Below are 18620 nucleotides of genomic sequence, written 5' to 3'. Positions count from 1 at the left end.
TTATTAGCAATCAATCGTCGATTTTTGGTTAAGAAATTAAAATTAAACTGATGAAAAAAATAGCGCTTTTTTTAGTAGCGGCCCTGGTTACCACCCTTAGTCTGAGTGCACAGAGTACAACTCAGGTAAAGTGGAACTTTTCCAGCAAAAAAGTAGCCGATAATACCTACGAAATACATATGACTGCAACCATCAACGGTAATTGGCACATGTATGCACAGGACGGCGGCGACGGCCCCGTATCAACAAGCTTCACATTCACAAAAAATCCTTTGTTGACAATGGATGGTAAAGTGAAAGAAGTGGGTAAAATGAAAAAAGTGTACGAAGAGTCTTTTAGCTCTGAAGTACGTTACTACGAGAAAAGCGTAGACTTTGTTCAGACTGTAAAAGTAAAAGGGAAAGCAAAAACAAATGTTGCAGGTAAAGTAGAATTTATGGTTTGTAACGATAAAGAATGCTTACCACCAGCTGATGTTGATTTCAAAGTGGCAATCGGCGGTTAATCGACTTCCACACTGCCCACAATGCATCTCTCAATAAAATAGTGAAAACGAGTTCTTGCAAAAGGAACTCGTTTCTTTTTAACTGCCCTAATTTTTGTAACATCTATGTTTTCAAAATATACACATACAATACTAACTGCTTTCTTACTGCTGGTAGGGTGCAATCTTTTTGCCCAAAAAGATTCGGTAATCAAAGTAACTGCCACTCAGGAACGGCTGAATGACAAGGAAAGTGTTATTCGCCTGAAAGTAACGACTGCTCCGGGAAATAAAATTTATTCGATCGACAAAAAATCTGAAGAGTCAGTAAGCTCTTCTGTTTTATTCGATTCATCAGTACAAAAAGAATTGAAAGGACCTATACAGGAATCCGGTAAAGCCATTACAGAAAAGGATTCTATCCTTCTGGCTGACGTAAAATATTACAAAGACTCCGTGATTTGGTCACAAACGGTACAAACCCCTGCTGACAAAAAAGAATTTGAAGGAAAGATCAGCTACATGGTAAAAGTGGGAGATGATTATAAAAACGGAGACGAAAGCTTTGATGTGACTGTAACAAAAGCTGAGCTTTCTGCTGCGCCAGGCTCCAATCCACAGGATAACTCTTTATGGTCGTTTTTCCTGGGAGGGTTTTTATCAGGATTGGGAGCGTTCATCATGCCTTGTATTTATGCGATGGTTCCTGTGACAGTTAGTTTCTTTACCAAAAGAAGTACTACACGTCAACAAGGTATTAAAAATGCGCTAGTGTATTCAGGATCCATTATGTTCGTGTTCACACTTATCGGGTTCCTGATTACAACAATATTTGGCTCTTCTGCCTTGAACAATATGGCAAGCAGTGCGTGGTTCAATGTGTTTGTATTTGCCATGTTCGTGGTTTTTGGAATTTCGTTCCTGGGAGCCTTTGAAATAACATTGCCATCAGCATTTAGTAATAAAGTTGATTCAAAAGCCAATTTGTCAAGCTATTCAGGTATTTTCTTTATGGCACTGACGTTGGTTATCGTGTCCTTCTCTTGCACAGTTCCATTCATTGGACTGTTAACCGTTTGGACAGCGCAAGGCGGTAAATTGGCTCCGTTGATCGGTTTCCTTGGATTTTCAATGGCTTTGTCTTTACCTTTTGCTTTGTTCGCGTTTTTCCCGGCACTATTAAATAAAATGGGAAAATCCGGAGGATGGTTAAATACAGTAAAAGTTGTGCTTGGATTCATTGAATTGGCGCTTGCGTTGAAATTTTTGTCAAGTGCGGATTTAGCTTACCACTGGAGATTGCTTGACAGAGAAGTTTATTTGAGCCTGTGGATAGTAATATTTGGATTACTTGGTTTATATCTTTTGGGTAAGTTGAAGTTTCATCACGACGACGAGTTGCCTAAAAATGATTATGGCCATCCGTATTTGACCGTTACAAGATTGTTCTTTGCAATTGGTGCATTGACGTTCGCTACGTATATGGTTCCTGGTCTTTGGGGTGCGCCTCTTAAAGGAATCAGCGCTTGGTTGCCTGAAATGAAAACCCAGGATTTCAACCTGAATAAAGTGTCTGCAGGAAGTGCGGTTGCAGTTGAAGGAAATAGCAACGCAATTAAACCTATTAAATACACCGATTTCCTTGAATCTGAAATTCACGGTGTAGATGCATTTTTTGATTATGAAGAGGCTATGAAGGCTGCTAAAGCTGCAAACAAGCCTGTTATGCTTGATTTCACAGGACACAGCTGTGCAAATTGCCGTAAAATGGAGCAAGAGGTGCTTAACAGTGCCGATGTGAGCTCCAAATTGCAGAAAGATTTTATCGTGGTGTCGCTTTATGTGGACGATAAATTCAAACTGCCGGAAGAAGAACGTTATACATCTAAACGTGACGGCAGAGAGGTCAAGAATATGGGCGATAAAAACCTGGATTTCGAAGCTACACTTACAGGCGCGGTATCTCAACCCCAGTACGTTTTCGTTGATCTCGACGGCAAAATAATCAAGAATGCCGGAGGGTATGAACCTGGCATTCCAAGATTTATCAAAATCCTCGACGAAGTAAAAGAGGGTTTTAAAAAGAAATAAGAATTAAACTGAGATAAAGCAGAAAAAGGTTTGGGTGCATAGCCCAAGCCTTTTTCATTTAAAGACGTTGCTATTAGATGTTAGTTTATAGTTGTTAGGCATCAATGACGACTATTCGAAAATAAGGGCTAACAACCAACAACTAACAACTTTCCGTATACGCAAAAATCCCGCATTACTGCGGGACTCAATTAGGCGTCATTCCGGGTCAGCCTTCTAAACGGCGAAGCATTCGATGTTTTATTAGATGGAGAAACGGAATGACAATATGTTTGGTTGTTTCTCTAAAAAGATAAATGCGGGTGCAAAATAAGTTATTTCTTAATTGCCCCGCATTTAATATGTTAATAAAATTTCAAATTATAGAGCGATACTTTTTTCAATCATCATTTTTCTCAGGTTGATCAAGCCATAGCGCATTCTACCCAAAGCAGTGTTGATGCTACAATTTGTTAAAGATGCGATTTCTTTAAAGCTTAATTCTGCATAGTGACGAAGAATGATTACTTCTTTTTGATCTTCGGGAAGAAGGTCAAGTAATCTGCGAACGCGATCGTGGCTTTGACGTTTCATAATTTTTACGTCTGCGCTTTCTTCTGTAAAGTTGAGAACGTCAAAAATGTCTTGCTGGTCAGTACCTGTTTTGATAGAAGGAGTGCGTTTAACCTTTCTGAAATGATCCACGCAAAGGTTGTGAGCGATGCGCATAGCCCATGGAAGGAATTTACCTTCTTCTGTGTAGCGGCCGCTGCGAATGGTGTCGATAATTTTTATGAGAACATCCTGGAAAATATCTTCTGCGAGATATTTATCTTTTACAAGAAAGAGTATGGATGTGTACAGTTTATCCTTGTGTCTTACTACAAGGCATTCAAGGGCATCCATTTCGCCGTCCATAAACAGATGGATCAGCTCATGATCAGTTTTTTGCAAATGTGATTTCATAAACTTAACTACTGGAGTTTTGTTATTATTGGATATTGGTTACAGTCTTCAATGTCTAGGGTGATTTAGACGAAATTTAGTAGTATTTTAAGCGATAGGCGCAAGTTTTAGGTTTTTCATGTAAATAACAAATGATAATTAAAAATACTGTTATTTTTTTAAGAAGCAAATTTTTGCGAAATTTTTATTTGAGCTGCACAATAAAATTACAATCCCGTAACCCAACGTTCATTTTACGGCATGTTATTGGTCATATTTGCAATAAATTTGTCTATAGCTTCTTTATAGCTACACACATATATAAATGAATACGAGTACAAAGAAAAAGAAAATAGCAGAGGCAGGTGTTACCAATTCAGACAATTCAATTTTGATAAAAGGCGCGAGGGTTCACAATCTTAAAAATGTGGATGTTGAAATACCTCGCAGCAAGCTGGTAGTGGTGACCGGCGTTTCCGGCTCAGGAAAATCATCTCTTACAATAGATACATTATATGCTGAAGGACAGCGACGCTACGCGGAAAGCCTTAGCGCTTATGCGAGACAGTTTCTTATGCGTATGGATAAACCAGACGTTGATTTTATCAAAGGCTTATGCCCGGCCATTGCCATAGAGCAGAAGGTGATTTCCCGCACGCCCAGGTCAACCGTGGGCACTATGACAGAGATTTATGATTATTTGAGACTTTTATTTGCCCGTGCCGGCAAAACGATTTCTCCCGTAAGCGGAAATGAAGTTAAAAAAGACGACGTTACCGATGTGGTGAATGCCATTAAATCGCTTCCTCATGGAGACAAAGTGCTGATAATGGTGGAGTTTCGTCAGCATAAAAACAGGGACGTTAAAGAAGAACTCAATATTTTAATACAAAAGGGTTTCTCCAGGCTGTATGCAAGTGGCGAAACATTACACATAGAAGATACACTGGAAGACGTTTCCGTATTGACTCCAAAATCTAAAAAAGCAGCTCCGGTATATGTACTGGTCGATCGTCTTGTTGCAAAGGATTTTGAGGAAGATGATCTTCACCGCATGGCAGATTCTGTGAATACTGCATTTTTTGAGGGGGAAGGCGAAATGTACATCCAGGTAAATAGTGACAAACCTCGTCATTTTTCGAATAAGTTCGAGCTTGACGGTTTGACGTTCGAAGAACCCGTACCGAATCTTTTTTCATTCAATAACCCTTTTGGCGCATGCCCTACCTGCGAAGGATTTTCACAGGTTTTGGGGATAGACGCCGATCTTGTAATTCCCGACAAACGCTTAAGTGTATACGAAGGTGGCGTGGCCCCGTGGAAAGGTGAAAAATTGGGATGGTGGAAAGAACAATTTATCAAAGGTGCCAAACGCTTCGATTTTCCCATCCACAGCCCAATAATTGATCTTACAAAAGAACAATATAATACGTTGTGGAAAGGAAATGCACATGCACAGGGAATTGATGATTTTTTTAAAGAGGTAGAACAGAACCTGTATAAAGTGCAATATCGCGTGTTACTGAGCCGTTACCGTGGCCGCACGCAATGCCCCGATTGTAACGGATATCGCCTGCGCAAAGAAGCATTGTATGTAAAAATAGGAGGGAAGAATATTGGCGAATTGTGTGATATGCCGGTAAAAGATCTCAACCAATGGTTTGCTGACCTTAAGTTAAGTGAGCATGACAGGCAATTGGCGAAAAGAATTTTGATCGAAATCAATACGAGATTAAAGACGTTACTTGATGTTGGACTCGGTTATCTTACACTAAGCCGCCTCGCCAATTCATTGAGCGGTGGTGAAAGCCAGCGTATTCAACTAACGAGAAGTTTGGGAAGTAATCTTACAAACTCGCTATACATTCTTGACGAACCTTCTATCGGCCTGCATTCAAGAGATACGGCAAGGCTTATCGAGGTGTTGAAAGAGTTGCGCAATCTTGGCAATACTGTCGTAGTTGTTGAACACGATGAAATGATGATGCGTGAAGCGGACTATATCATTGACATGGGGCCGCTGGCCTCACATTTAGGTGGTGAAGTAATTGCGACCGGCAACTATGATCAAATTGTTGCCAACAAGAAAAGCCTTACCGGTAAATACCTTAGCGGGGAACTGACCATTGATGCGCCGAAAAATGCACGTAAATGGACAAGATCTGTAACTGTTCAAGGTGCAAGACAAAACAATCTGCAGAATATTGATGTGACCTTCCCGTTGAATGTAATGTGCGTGGTTAGCGGCGTGAGCGGTAGCGGAAAAACAACCTTGGTAAAACAAATTTTGTATCCTGCATTGCAAAAAATAAAAGGAGAGTTTGCGGATAAAGTTGGTTTACACAAAGGCGTCACCGGCGACATTGATTACATTTCGCAAATTGAAATGGTAGATCAGAATCCGATTGGCAAATCTTCACGAAGCAATCCTGTTACATACATCAAAGCTTATGATGAAATAAGGGACCTGTTTGCGAAACAACCTTTAAGCAAAATAAGAGGCTTTCAGCCAAAGCATTTTTCTTTCAACGTAGATGGAGGAAGATGTGATGCTTGTAAAGGTGAGGGCGAACAAATTGTGGAAATGCAATTCCTTGCTGACGTGCATTTGACCTGCGAAGTATGTGGTGGTAAAAGGTTTAAAGAAGAAGTGCTGGAAGTAACCTACAAAGGCAAGAGTGTGTACGACGTTTTGGAAATGAGTGTTGATGAGGCAATCGAATTTTTCGCAGATGTGAAAGATGTTTCTAAAAAAATAAAACCTCTGAGCGATGTTGGCCTTGGTTATGTAAAGCTGGGCCAATCATCTGATACGCTCTCCGGGGGTGAGGCACAACGTGTAAAGCTGGCTTCATTCTTAGGAAAAGAAAAGGCTCAGGGTCATATACTTTTCATCTTCGATGAACCGACAACAGGTTTGCATTTTCACGATATTAAAAAGCTGTTGGCATCATTCAATGCATTGATTGAACAAGGGCATTCCATTCTTGTAATTGAGCATAACACAGACGTTATAAAAAGCGCGGATTGGGTACTCGACTTGGGGCCTGAAGCTGGCGACGGTGGCGGTACGCTTGTATTTGCAGGAAGACCGGCAGATTTGAAGAAGAGCAAAGAGAGCTATACGGCAAAGTTTATGTAATTGAAAATTGAAAGTTGAAAGTTGAAAATGGGTTGAGTTTGACAAGCCTTGGTTTCGCAACTTTCTGTAAATAAAGAAGAAGGGCTTCGACAATTTGTCGAAGCCCTTCTTCTTTATTTCTACTAAGTATCAATCAAAAAAACAGAGTAATAGCACTCGTCATTTTCAATTTTCAACTTTCAATTTTCAATTAATCCAGGTTTGGTTGCGGCGTATAACGCAAGTATGGTTTTACAACCTCAACACCTTTAGGGAATTTTTTGATCGCGTCTTCTGTAGAAATTGCAGGAACAACGATTACTCTTTCACCGTGTTTCCAGTCAGCAGGAGTTGCCACGCTGTGATTTGCTGTCAACTGAAGAGAATCAATTACACGCAGAACTTCAACGAAGTTTCTACCTGTTGAAGCTGGATAAGTCAAAGTCAATTTAACTTTCTTATCTGGTCCGATAACAAACAAAGAACGCACCGTAAAAGTTTCAGAAGCGTTAGGATGAATCATGCCGTAAAGATTAGCTACAGTTTTGTCTTCATCAGCGATGATTGGAAACTCAACCGAACAATTTTGAGTTTCGTTGATATCTTTTTTCCAGCCGTGGTGTTTTTCAATTGGGTCAACACTTACAGCAAGAACTTTTACATTACGTTTATCAAACTCACTTTTCAGCAACGCAGTTTTGCCAAGCTCTGTTGTACAAACCGGAGTGTAGTCAGCAGGATGAGAAAAAAGGATACCCCAGCTATTGCCAAGATATTCGTAAAAATCTATTTCACCTTCAGTAGTAACTGCTTTAAAATTAGGAGCAGCATCGCCCAAACGTAAGCTCATAGTTAGATAGTTTATTGATTATTGTTTATAAAGTTGAGTACGAAGATATTATTTCTCTACTAAAAAGGTGGATTAATCGTTGGTTTTTTTCACTCAATGAGTGTGTTCTATGATTATTCGCCATTAAAGATAGTTAGAAAAAAAGGTGCCCATTTTTTTGAAAAATGAAAAAATAGTATAAATTTGATTAGCAAGCTGTTAACAATACATTGGCAAGCTATTAACAAGACGAGATTTGTATTTGCTACAGACTCGTTTTACTCCATTAGTTTCATATCCCAATACTCAACTTATTTGCTGATTGTGTGCCGTATGAATGAACTGCTCTCAGGAGAATTCTTCTCTAAATAGTATTCATCCATACATAATTTCTTTTTTACTATTTCTTAATTCATCGATGGCTACAGAATGTTGCTATGCGTATGCATGCCGGTGCATGTTGCGAACGCATATGTTCGCGAATATGTATAACTGTTATGTATATGCGAATATTGAAACAGTTTATTGTAGCTGTCTTTATGTTTTATTGATTATGGATAGAATTTTTTCTACGCTCCTGGTAGCGACAATTATTTGTGGGTCCCTTGCTAATTCAGGCACTTTTTTAAGCCCGACACTGACGGCCTATTTTTGTTATACAATAACTGTTACATTACTAGTACTTCTAACATTAGCGGTAATTTTTATTTCAAAAAAAGTCCCTTTAATTGATAAGCAAAAGCGATTGACAACAGGATTGTTTTTGGGCTGGATAATATTTTATCTTTTGCAGCCCCTGCTGTGTCATTTTTCAGTTAATCTGGATCATGCATATTTTCTTGCTCATTTATTTTTATTCGTATCATTAGTTCTGTTATTCGGGATTGATAGGCTCAGACCATCAATGATATTTTTAATTGCAAGTTTGTTTGCAGTTGCAGAATGTGTTATTTGTTTTCTACAGTTGGTCGGCTTTGTCAAGCCTTTCAATAAATTTTTTAGTGTTACAGGTACATGGGTAAATCCCAATGTGACGGCAATGTTTTTAGCAATGTCGCTACCCGCCATTTGTTATACCGCTTTGTGGCATGAAGGAAAAAACTATAGATATATAAGTTTTGCGGCAACCGTTTTTTTATTTGTTGCATTGCTTTTACTGCAATGCCGGGCGGCATTGCTTGCGGCTGGAGTAGTTATAGGCATTATTTTCGCTTACCGATATTCATTGTTTCAAAAAATAGGAAAACTTAGTTGCAAGAAAAGAATTGCTTCAGTTGTGCTGTGCTCCTTAATGTTGGCGCTGGTCGTTGTTGGAGGGTATTACGAGAAGGAAAATTCCACTGCAGGACGCCTGCTGATTTGGAAACTATGCGTAAGTCTGGGAATGGAGCAAGCTTTTACAGGACATGGGTTGGGAACATTTGAACGTAATTATAATTTATATCAAGCCTCTTATTTTGACAGTGGCATTGCAACGAACAGTGAAAAACAAATTGCTTCATACATTCGGATGGCGTATTGTGAGCCGTTGCAGAATTTTGTAGAGGGTGGTTTTGTCGCTGCTCTGCTGTTTATTGCGATGTTGCTGTCGGTGCTTATAAAACCGCCTTCAAAAACAAATACAGTTGGTATTGCTGCATATGCGGGCATAGCTGGATTTTTTGTGATGAGTATTGCAAATTTTACAGTGCAAGCCATCCCGGTTATGTGCTTACTGGTTATATATCTTACCATTTATATTGTTGATCCAGTTCAAAAGATTAACAACCTGTCGATATTCAGAAGAATTACTTGTGGAGCACTTTTTATGATTGGGTTACTGTTTGGTGCAAGGCAGTGGAAGCTCGCTAGAGAATATAACAGCCTGCAAGAAATAAACAGACTGGCTTTTACTCAAAAAAGGAATGACACATTGCTTAAAATGACTTTCTTAGAAAATGAGTTAAGCAATGAATCCCTTTTTTGGAAAACCTATGCCAGGCTGCTGTGTGAAAATCATAACTACACTCAAAGTTTGTCAGCTATAGAAAAAGCTATTTCCCTGACTCCCGACCCGGGTTTGTACTTGCAGGCAGCTCGCATTCACGCTCAACTCAAACAATATAATGCTGCAGAACAAAAATTCAATGACGCATGCAATTTGGAGCCCTATAAAATGGAGCCGGTTGTGGGGCTTATGGAGTTGTATAAAGAAATCGGAAGCCATGCAAAGGCCAGCCAGATGGCGCGGACCGTACTACAAATGAAACCGAGAGGAATATCTGCCAATGCGGAACGGTATAAACAAGCTGCTAGTGAATTGCTAAAAACATATTCGCTCGTTCAGCAAACTGATACGGCTCGTCCGGCTTATAAAATAGTGATTCAACAACATAAATAAATTTCGTACACCTTTTAACCTCAATTGCATTATGAAGAAGTTGATTTTAACCGGTCTGATATTGATCGTATCGGCAGCATCGTTTGCTCAACTGTCATATCCAAACGATGTGCAAATAGTGTTGAGCAAGGCTGGAAAGAATAAAACAGAACTTAAAAAAGCGATAGAATATTTTTCGGCAACGGGAGATACGTTAAAATTAAAAGCAATCTATTTTCTCATTGCAAATATGGATATACATTATTCAGTAGATTATTACTGGGCAAATAGTAATGAAGAAAAGGTTGTGTTTAATGAGCGTTCCTATTCAGATTTTTCTACAGCTCTAAAAGCCTTTGAAGAATTGAGAAAAGTACATCCTGGCCTGCATCCTGTACAGGTTAAATATTATGATATAGACACAATAGCGTCTTCGTATTTAATCAATAATGTTGAAGCTGCGTTTGATATTTGGAGAAAAACACCAAGACAGAAAATTTGTTTTGAAGATTTCTGCGAATATATTTTGCCGTACCGGATAAGTGTAGAACCTCTGCAAGACTGGCGCAAAGTTTATCGCGAAAAATTTGAATGGATAAATAACGATAGCCTTGCAAGTAAGGCCGGCAAAGATAAAATCGCGGTGATAGCAAAAAGTTGCTATCAATGGTTTACTAATACCTACAGCATAGAAGAAAGGAAAGAGCCTTTACCTCGCTTAGGTGCTCTGCAACTACTGACCCGCAAAAAGGGCCCATGTGAGGATATTGCAGATTTGAACGTGTTTATGTTAAGATCACAAGGAATGCCTGCAACTATTGATAACATTGTGTGTTGGGCAACATCATCAGGAAAGCATTTTTTAAATGAGACGTTAGACGATAATAAACCTCTGAGTTTTGATGTGTCGAATACTGCGACAATGTTCGATAAGTTGCCGAGAGAGCCAGCAAAGGTTCTGCGGACAACTTATTCAAAACAAGCTTCAGCTCTCGCTTCTTTTATTGATACAAATCTGATACCTCCGGGCATTTTGCGAAAGGCCAACTATGTTGATGTGACAAGGGAATATTGGGCAACGGGAGATGTGAAGCTATCATTATTTCCCGCTGCTTCAATGCCTAAAGTGGCCTACGCATGCGTATTAAATTTTCTTAATTGGACACCGGCCTGGTGGGGAAACGTAAATAACAATCAGGTGGTATTTACCGACATGTGTAAAGGTGCTGTGTTTTTACCAATGAGTTATGAAAATAAAAAAATGAAGCCAGTTGGCTGGCCAATAGCGGTAAACAATAGTAATACAACGCTTTTGCTTAAGCCTGATACTGCCAACTTACGTTCAATTTCAGTTTATGAACAGGATAAATACCTGGTGTTCAGACAGGGAAAGAAATACAAACTTTTTTACTGGAACAATAAATGGACATCGATAGCAGAAACAACAGTCAATGCAGAACAAAAATCGCTGGTATTTGAAAAAGTGCCACGCAATGCCCTGCTGTTACTTGTTCCTGAATACAGTCAAAAGAAAGAAAGGCCATTTACTATTTCCGATAATGGAGATAGAGAGTGGTGGTAACAGTTGAGTAACCAATTATTGAATAGCTGAATGACTCAATATATGAATTAGCAATAGTTCTTCTTGCCCTCCTTTTAGTAGCCGTCCATCTCTTACCATCATTTTAATTTATTCACTACTAAAAGAAGTTTATGAAAAAACTATTCTTTGGCTTCATTGCGTGCTTATCTACTGCGCCATCATTCGCTCAAACCCAACAGCAACTGCCCGAAAAGATTTTGAATTACTATCCACCAGCGGTCATTACAAAAATGTATGAAGCGGTGAATAAAGTAAACCTCACAGATGGCGAAATGCTGCAGCTTGCTGTGCAGTACAGGAAAGAAGACAGCACTCTTTTTACAATGGCCCGGCAGGGAAAAACATTACAGGAATTGGAAAAGGTTCGCAGTGAATGCGCACAGGCGGTGATGACAATTATTGGAAAGGAGCGGTATAAAAAAATTAACACAGGTTCAGTTGTTCAACAATGCAATTGCGACAGTGCTTCCGGCGAATATTTGAAACGTCGCACAAAAGAGTTGCAAGCCATAAAACCGCTCGACAATATTATTAAAATCAAACTCGAAAAAGCCTTTCAAAAAGAGTTGACCAATCATAAAGATGATGGCTGGGCCTCCAACTTTAATGAAGCCATGCGCAAAACGATTTCCGACACTCTTTATTTCGCCCAGCTTTATAGTAACGAAATAGATCAAACAGCCACAAGCAATGCAAAACAATATTTTTACCCGCTTATAAAAAGTAAAAAAATTACAAAGGCTGGCCGCGACGCGCTGTTCCCTATCGTGTATGAGAAAAAGCGGCAGTTGGCTATCGTAGATAAAATGTATCCGCTGTTTACAAAAGAGAAAGACAGCCTTATTACCGCTATCGAAAACCTGTACACATCGTCAATAGCAGTTTCTCAAAAAAGATACGGCGGTTCACTATCGGCATCTCAGCTAACCACGTTAATAAAACTTCGCAGCGTCCTAAATCTTTCTGAAACGCAGGTAGATTCAATCATGGTAATGGCTGCCACCATACAAGCAGCAAAAGATGAACTGGCATTAAAAGACCCGGTGGCTAAGTACGACAGCAAGCCGTATGAAAGTACCGTATTGCCAAGCATACTTACAGAAGAACAATATGCCAAAGCAATGGTGCTTAATAACAAAAGCAAGGCGGAGCAAGATGCGCAGCGTGATTGGAAGGAACTCGAAACTGCAGGCCTCGCCACTAACTATGATAAAGAGGCAACTATAAAGCAATTAACCTCCTACCATATTGCACGTGCGTGCGCTACTTACAAGTATAGCTACGACAGAGAAAAGCAAAAAGCCAACGTGCGTAGTATAGATGACCATATGCCTGCAGCATTGAAGGCTTTGAAATCTGCACGCAAGTACAACAATCCCTCCAACACACCACAAGGAAGTTTTCAATGGTAAAACAGTACGCAATAAACATTAATTAAAAAAGGATTGAATATATGAAACGGATACTAATCGTTTTCAGCAGCATCTTGTTGCTGCTTATTAATGTGCATGCACAAACTAAGTATGATGATGCACAAGATTCAATAATAACGTCCAATCTAAAAAAGGCAAAGCTTTATTTAACTGGTATTACTTATCCATACGATCCGGCAAAAGCTTTTCAACTGAATATGCAATGCGCGCAGGCGGGTAGCGCGCAAGGTATGAATGCAGTGGCCATTCAATACCAGCGTGGTTTAGGAGTTGACAGTAACAATGTTGAAGCAGAGCGCTGGTTTAAAAAGGCTGCGGAAGAGGGATATAGTGCGGCGTGGTATAACCTGGGGTTGTATTATAAACTCAAAACTCCACCGGATTTCAAACAAGCTTACGAGTGTTTGGAAAAAGCAGCAACTGCCGACAATAAAGCTGGTTATTACGGCCAGGGTTACATGCTGTACAAGGGACTGGGATGTAAACAGAGCTACAAAAAAGCGGTAGCGCTTTTTCAAAAGGGAGCGCAAAAAGGAGATGCTGCATGCATGTATTATCTCGCGCTAGCCCTGCGCAATGGCTATGGAACCACCGTAAATATTGATAGTGCACGCTATTGGCTGGTCAAGGCTACTGCTTTAGGTTATGAAAGGGCCGTAAGAGAGCTGGAAGCCAAAGAGCCAGAAGTTGCCGGAGAGTCTTCTTCAATTCCTCAGCGGATTGCAGCGGCAAGGCACAAAGCGTTGCCGGGAACTGACGATAATATATCCACCTACAGACAGGTAAAACATGTGCCTGCCACTATTTATAATATACAGGGTATATGGGAAGGCTACATTATGAAGTACGACTGGAGCGGGCAGCATGTAATAAGCACAGGAAAGCTCGCCTTGCAGCTCGCTTATAAGGATACAGTGCTTACTGGTCTGTGGCTGGAAGAAGATTCGCTGCAAGTGCCTATACACGGTAGTATTGGCAAGCATGGGATAACCTTTCACAATATGCGGTACGACCGCTCAAGTTACTACACACGTGGTAAGACAACACCCATTCTTTTTAAAGATGCCAGTTTAAGACTGGTGCAAAAAAAAGATACCATTTATCTGGCTGGAAACATCCAGCAGTTTTCAACCGAGTCTAACGAGCCTGCAAGACCCTTGTATGTGGTGCTTACAAGAAGTGAAGCTAAAAAAGACGAATCTTCCTTGCTTTTGTCGTCGTCCGTTACCAAAGATGTTATGCCAGAAGGCACAACCTTACTGGCATGGCCAAATCCATTTGAAAATAATGTTAATGCAGCCATAACATTATCAAAAGCCACAACTGTGCAGTTGCAAATAACCAATGCGGGTGGGCAACTAGTGTACACAGGCAACCCGCAGCAGTTGCCGGCCGGAAAGCATAACATAAATATTCCACTCAATGTGCCCACCGGCGTGTATGTGATTAGTCTGCGATATGAGCATGCGATTACAAGCTCCATAATTTTAAAACAATAGATGGTACCCAAATGAAAAAAATAATATTGCTATTGGTATTAAGTCTTGGGCTTATACCATGTATAAATAAAGGCCGGCTTGAAATAAGCGGCACACGGGTTTATGCTTATGGAGACGAGGATAATGACTATGGGTGGGGAGATCTCAACAACATAGATGATATAGCAGACTGGTTAAATAATCATGGAAATGAATATGATATCGATTACAATATCTATACAGATGCGGATGATTTTCGAAGGGACAATCCAGGCTATTGGGATCCTTATATGGATAATGACGATAACAATTATAACAGCAATGTAGGCAGTACTTCAACTTCTGAATACAACGAAGGATTATCCAAGGGGTCTATCGCCACCATATTTACGTATTTAGAATCTCATTTTCCAGATCTTTATTTTATCAAAGGAGGATCGGAGTACTATATTACAGTGTATTTGCCCAATAACGAGGGTAGGCCGTTTGAAGAAATAGCGAAAATATTCTCGCAGGCTGATAATGTAAGATTTATGAACGAGTACAAAGAGCTATGGAAGTCTATTAATAATCCTGATGGTTCTGGTTCAGGAATGACAGGCCAGGACGGATATAAATTTTTTGATACCGATTTTTCCTGGGGTGATAAGGCAAACAATCCCGGCGATAACTCCCAAACTCCCTGGGGTGATAATGAACCGGACGATGAAATTTATGGGAGGGACGTCTCTTTTTACTATAGCTTGTATGGCCCTTACAATTATTCAAACTATACTCCTTTTACAAGGCTCTTTTTAATAAAGATGCCTCTTACTATATCGCAGGCAAACTATCTGAATATTCTTAGTATGATGTGTCCGGATGTAGCAAACGAATTAAAAGCAAACCTGGAACAAAACGACTACGACCAACTGTCCCGAGCAGCATTTCTTATGACAATGAATAGTATGCTTAATGGAGAGGATTTGAACGTGCATATTAGAGGCTCTCTAGATCCTTTATACTGTTATGGGCTATTGAACAAATATGACCCGTATTTTGCTCGCATGGTGTCAACTGAAGACTATGATCAAATGCTTCGCGCAGCTTGGTATAGGACGAAAGCGAAGACTACTCCTGGAAAATATAATGAGGCCTTGTATAATGTATTGAAATATCTGGTTGAAATAGATGTTGCAAAGCGCGAATGTGTGGGTGGTGGGACAGAAACACCTAATGGCACTACACCCCAATCTTCCAAAGAAGATGCACTTAAACGTATAGAAGCAAGAAAATGGGTGTTTGACCAGCCAAACAATAAATGGAAAAATATAGACCCTAAAAAGTATTTGACTAACCTGATAGAAAACGTAAAAAATCCGGATAGGCTTAATCAGGGTGCGGACATCCCGCTAAACAATATTAAGGGAACCGATTTTTGTGGTTTAGCAGCTTTATTTAATTCATGGATGGCGACAGACCCAGTAGGTTATGTAGATTTTATGATAGATTTATATCAGACTGGAATAGCTTTTTATAACAAGGTGGAAATATTTTCAGATTATAAGATAGATGAATTAGCAGGCACATTGCCTCAAGGATGCAAAAGTGGAAGCAATGCTCCATTATATGATAATCATGCTGATCAGTTAATGTTTCTTGTTTTTTCTAAAAAATATAAAGGAGCTCTCAATATTGATCGAACTCTTTATGATAAGGGGAAAGAATCATCCCCGATATGGGCGGGTACTACCCTAAACAAGTTTAAGGACATTGCAAGAGAGTTTTTAAGTTATAGTATTGACTGGAGAGGCGACGATCTTAAGAATGTTCGCGATGATGAAGTTACAGGTATGAATTACTTTGTAGAGCAGCAGAGCAAAGGAACAGTTACATTATTTGTAAATGGGCCTAAATTAAGAAACGAGGTAAATCCTCCTCCTAATGTTTCTGGTACGCATTTCGTCAAGTTGGTAGACATTCATAAATTACCGGATGGCAAGTACAACTTAACCTATTGGGATTACGGTAGAGAGGCTAAACCCAGAATACTTTCATGGAAGGAATTATGTGATTTGTTATATGCAGTGATAACACTAAAAGTAAAAAAGTAAAACTATGTCAACTCCAAAATTTTTGTGTGATTTTATGCATTTTTTGCCTACACTATTATTGTCTATTATAATAGTAATTGTGTTGCGTTTTGTTTTTAGAAAAAAGGAGAAAGGTAAAATTAAAGCCTGGTGCATCGGTTTGATAGCAGGCGTTTTGCTTTACCTAAATGGTGACGCTTTCTTGAATGCGAAGCGTTACTACAAAGGGCATCAAAAAGAGCTGGAACAAGTTGTTAGCTTATATAAACGCACTTCATCAAAGGTCAATTACAACTTATGGCTAGGCCCAAATAACAAGTTTAATATAGAGCCGATTGGTAATACGGAGTGTCCTTATCAATTTTTTAAATATGGTTCAAAAGAACAAGAGGATATTGTATGCCAAAATGCTTTTATTAAAGCAGGGGTAAACAAAAATGAAATGGATAGTTTGGTCGCATTAATGTTAGAAACAGGCTATATTGAGTTATACAACTCACGAGGGGCAAAATCGTCCGACGATCCCCAGGTTGTAGGCGTCACTTATAAGCATACCCCATTTCTTTTCTGCTATTATTATGGTTTAGGCTTTGTGCAAAACGGATACCAAATTGAAAGGTCAGAGCAACAATGGGTTGGTGAAAATGTATATTTCTATAAGGGGCGTTATTCCCCGATAAATGGCTATTAATAATAACTAAGTTAGAACTACTGCATTTGTTTAATGCAGTAGTTCTAATTTTTAAAAAAGTGAATATGATTTTATTTGTATATACCATGATATTCATTGGCCTTTGCTTTTTAGCAATAAACTTATTAGGGCTCGCAAGCAAAATTTGGAAATCAAAGTTGCCCATTGGATTCAAGCTTGCAATAATTGCTTTTTTTTTAGGATTAATGCTTTGTCTTTTAAGGTTTACTGTTGAAGCTATGCAGACAGAAGCAACTGTACAGCAAAATACAGTCTTAGTTGTGATATTCGCCGCTTCATTTGTAATTAGTTTAAATTGAAGTATTAATATATTTCGCAAAAGACAATTCTCCAGCATTAGAATTCCAATGATTTATAAAATTCTAATAACATCAATCGTTTTGACATTTCTTATACCGGTTCTACTATATTATAGTCTGCAATTATGTATATACTGAATAAATACTTAGGTGGAAGGAATTATCAATAAAGACTTGACTTTTTACGTAAATAAGTCTGAGCTTGATTGAATGAACAAAGACAAAAGGCACCGTCATTTTTTTTGTAAACGGCCCTACGCTGAGGCAGACAAATCCCGTGATCAGTGGCCCTGCAACTCATTTCGTAAAGCTGATAGATATTCATAAGGTTTCATCTAACCCGAGCGTTTATAGCTTAACGTATTGGGACTATGGTATGAAGACCGAAAAGAAGTATACTTGGGACCAAATATCCAAGTTATTGTTTGGAGTTATAACTTTGAAAATTTCAAAATAATTAATTATGCCTTACCCCCAAATTTTATTCGATATTTTACATTTATTCCCCACGTTGTTGGTATCTATAATCATAATGGCAATTTTATATTTTGCCTTGAGAAATTATAAGCGTCGTAAGCTACTTGCTCTAGCTGTGGGATTTTTAATTGGGTTTATTTTTTATTTAAATGGCGATTCTTATCTGAATGCTAAGCGCTTCTATAAAAAGCATAAAGATGAGCTTGAAAAAATAGTGTTGCTATATCAACAAACTTCTGCAAAGGTTGCTTATAACATTTGGATTGGAGGTGATAATGATGTGAATATTGGGTTATCACCAGATTCTACAGAACCTTACAAAATGTTTAATTATTATCCCGAATCATCTTTTGATTCTGTATGTAAAAAGGAACTATTGAGAAGAGGTGAAATATCAGAAAGGGAATTGGATATTTTAGTTAATTCATTACTTAGTATCGGGTGCAAAGAGCTTTCCAAGTCTCCACATGGAATTACAGATGTAAAATATCCCAACGAGCCATACGTCATTGGCATAACCTACAAACACTTTCCCGTTGGGTTTTCTTATTTCTATGGGTTTAGTTTTTTGCAAAATGGCTATAAGTTACCAAGCCGAGAGCGTTATAAGGTTGACTCGAATGTTTATTTTTATAGAACTAGAACTTCAATAAATGGTTATTGATATTCCCTAATTACAGAACTGCTGCATTACATTAATGCGGTAGTTCTGTATTATTGTATTATTCAAAATGCCG

The 18620-nt window shown here is 39.0% G+C and carries 12 protein-coding genes; 10 read left to right on the top strand and 2 right to left on the bottom strand.

The genetic code is table 11. The features are described from left to right. The first annotated feature begins 50 nt into the window (after positions 1-50). Together QJ048_RS00515 and QJ048_RS00510 are read left to right on the top strand one after the other, a co-directional pair. Positions 51-506, top strand: coding sequence for a protein-disulfide reductase DsbD domain-containing protein (locus tag QJ048_RS00515; RefSeq protein ID WP_282332350.1), 456 nt, complete (start codon positions 51-53; stop codon positions 504-506). A gap of 105 nt (positions 507-611) precedes the next feature. Next, entirely contained in the window at positions 612-2576 is a 1965-nt protein-coding gene (locus tag QJ048_RS00510; RefSeq protein ID WP_282332348.1) for a protein-disulfide reductase DsbD family protein, read from the top strand. Positions 2577-2936: 360 nt separating this feature from the next. On the opposite strand, the gene QJ048_RS00505 is transcribed toward QJ048_RS00510, so the two are convergent. Further along, positions 2937-3521 carry an RNA polymerase sigma factor gene (locus QJ048_RS00505; protein WP_282332347.1) on the bottom strand — a complete coding sequence of 195 codons (585 nt, stop codon included), beginning with the start codon at positions 3519-3521 and terminating at the stop codon, positions 2937-2939. A 304-nt stretch (positions 3522-3825) separates the two neighbouring features. Between QJ048_RS00505 and uvrA the strand changes: the two genes are divergently transcribed. Next, positions 3826-6642, top strand: a complete 2817-nt coding sequence (gene uvrA / locus QJ048_RS00500) for an excinuclease ABC subunit UvrA (RefSeq protein ID WP_282332346.1) — start codon at positions 3826-3828, stop codon at positions 6640-6642. 190 nt (positions 6643-6832) lie between these two features. Here uvrA and QJ048_RS00495 read toward each other — a convergent pair whose 3' ends face one another. Beyond that, complete coding sequence (locus QJ048_RS00495) at positions 6833-7471, bottom strand: peroxiredoxin (RefSeq protein ID WP_282332345.1); 639 nt, start codon at positions 7469-7471, stop codon at positions 6833-6835. A gap of 532 nt (positions 7472-8003) precedes the next feature. Here QJ048_RS00495 and QJ048_RS00490 point away from each other — a divergent pair. The 7 genes from QJ048_RS00490 (at position 8004) to QJ048_RS00460 (ending at position 18547) form a co-directional block, all read left to right on the top strand. Beyond that, on the top strand, positions 8004-9830 hold the full coding sequence (locus tag QJ048_RS00490) for an O-antigen ligase family protein (protein ID WP_282332344.1): 1827 nt from the start codon (positions 8004-8006) through the stop codon (positions 9828-9830). A 31-nt stretch (positions 9831-9861) separates the two neighbouring features. Beyond that, positions 9862-11391 carry a transglutaminase domain-containing protein gene (locus QJ048_RS00485; RefSeq protein WP_282332343.1) on the top strand — a complete coding sequence of 510 codons (1530 nt, stop codon included), beginning with the start codon at positions 9862-9864 and terminating at the stop codon, positions 11389-11391. A 131-nt stretch (positions 11392-11522) separates the two neighbouring features. Next, the gene (locus QJ048_RS00480) at positions 11523-12824 is read left to right on the top strand and encodes a hypothetical protein (protein ID WP_282332342.1); all 1302 of its coding nucleotides are present in this window, start codon (positions 11523-11525) and stop codon (positions 12822-12824) included. Positions 12825-12865: 41 nt separating this feature from the next. Beyond that, positions 12866-14344 carry a T9SS type A sorting domain-containing protein gene (locus tag QJ048_RS00475; protein WP_282332341.1) on the top strand — a complete coding sequence of 493 codons (1479 nt, stop codon included), beginning with the start codon at positions 12866-12868 and terminating at the stop codon, positions 14342-14344. A gap of 11 nt (positions 14345-14355) precedes the next feature. Further along, a complete protein-coding gene (locus QJ048_RS00470) occupies positions 14356-16416 on the top strand; it encodes a hypothetical protein (RefSeq protein ID WP_282332339.1) in 2061 nt (686 codons plus the stop codon). Positions 16417-16420: 4 nt separating this feature from the next. Continuing rightward, positions 16421-17086: a hypothetical protein gene (locus QJ048_RS00465; RefSeq protein ID WP_282332338.1), complete on the top strand. Its 666-nt coding sequence runs from the start codon at positions 16421-16423 to the stop codon at positions 17084-17086. A gap of 783 nt (positions 17087-17869) precedes the next feature. Continuing rightward, positions 17870-18547 carry a hypothetical protein gene (locus QJ048_RS00460; RefSeq protein ID WP_282332337.1) on the top strand — a complete coding sequence of 226 codons (678 nt, stop codon included), beginning with the start codon at positions 17870-17872 and terminating at the stop codon, positions 18545-18547. Positions 18548-18620: the final 73 nt, after the last annotated feature.

Origin of the sequence: Pinibacter soli (genome assembly GCF_029961145.1) — a bacterium.
In the GTDB taxonomy this organism is placed as follows: Bacteria; Bacteroidota; Bacteroidia; order Chitinophagales; family Chitinophagaceae; genus Pinibacter; species Pinibacter soli.
Note: the sequence above shows the minus strand (reverse complement) of the source record. Positions and strands in the feature narration are given on the sequence as shown.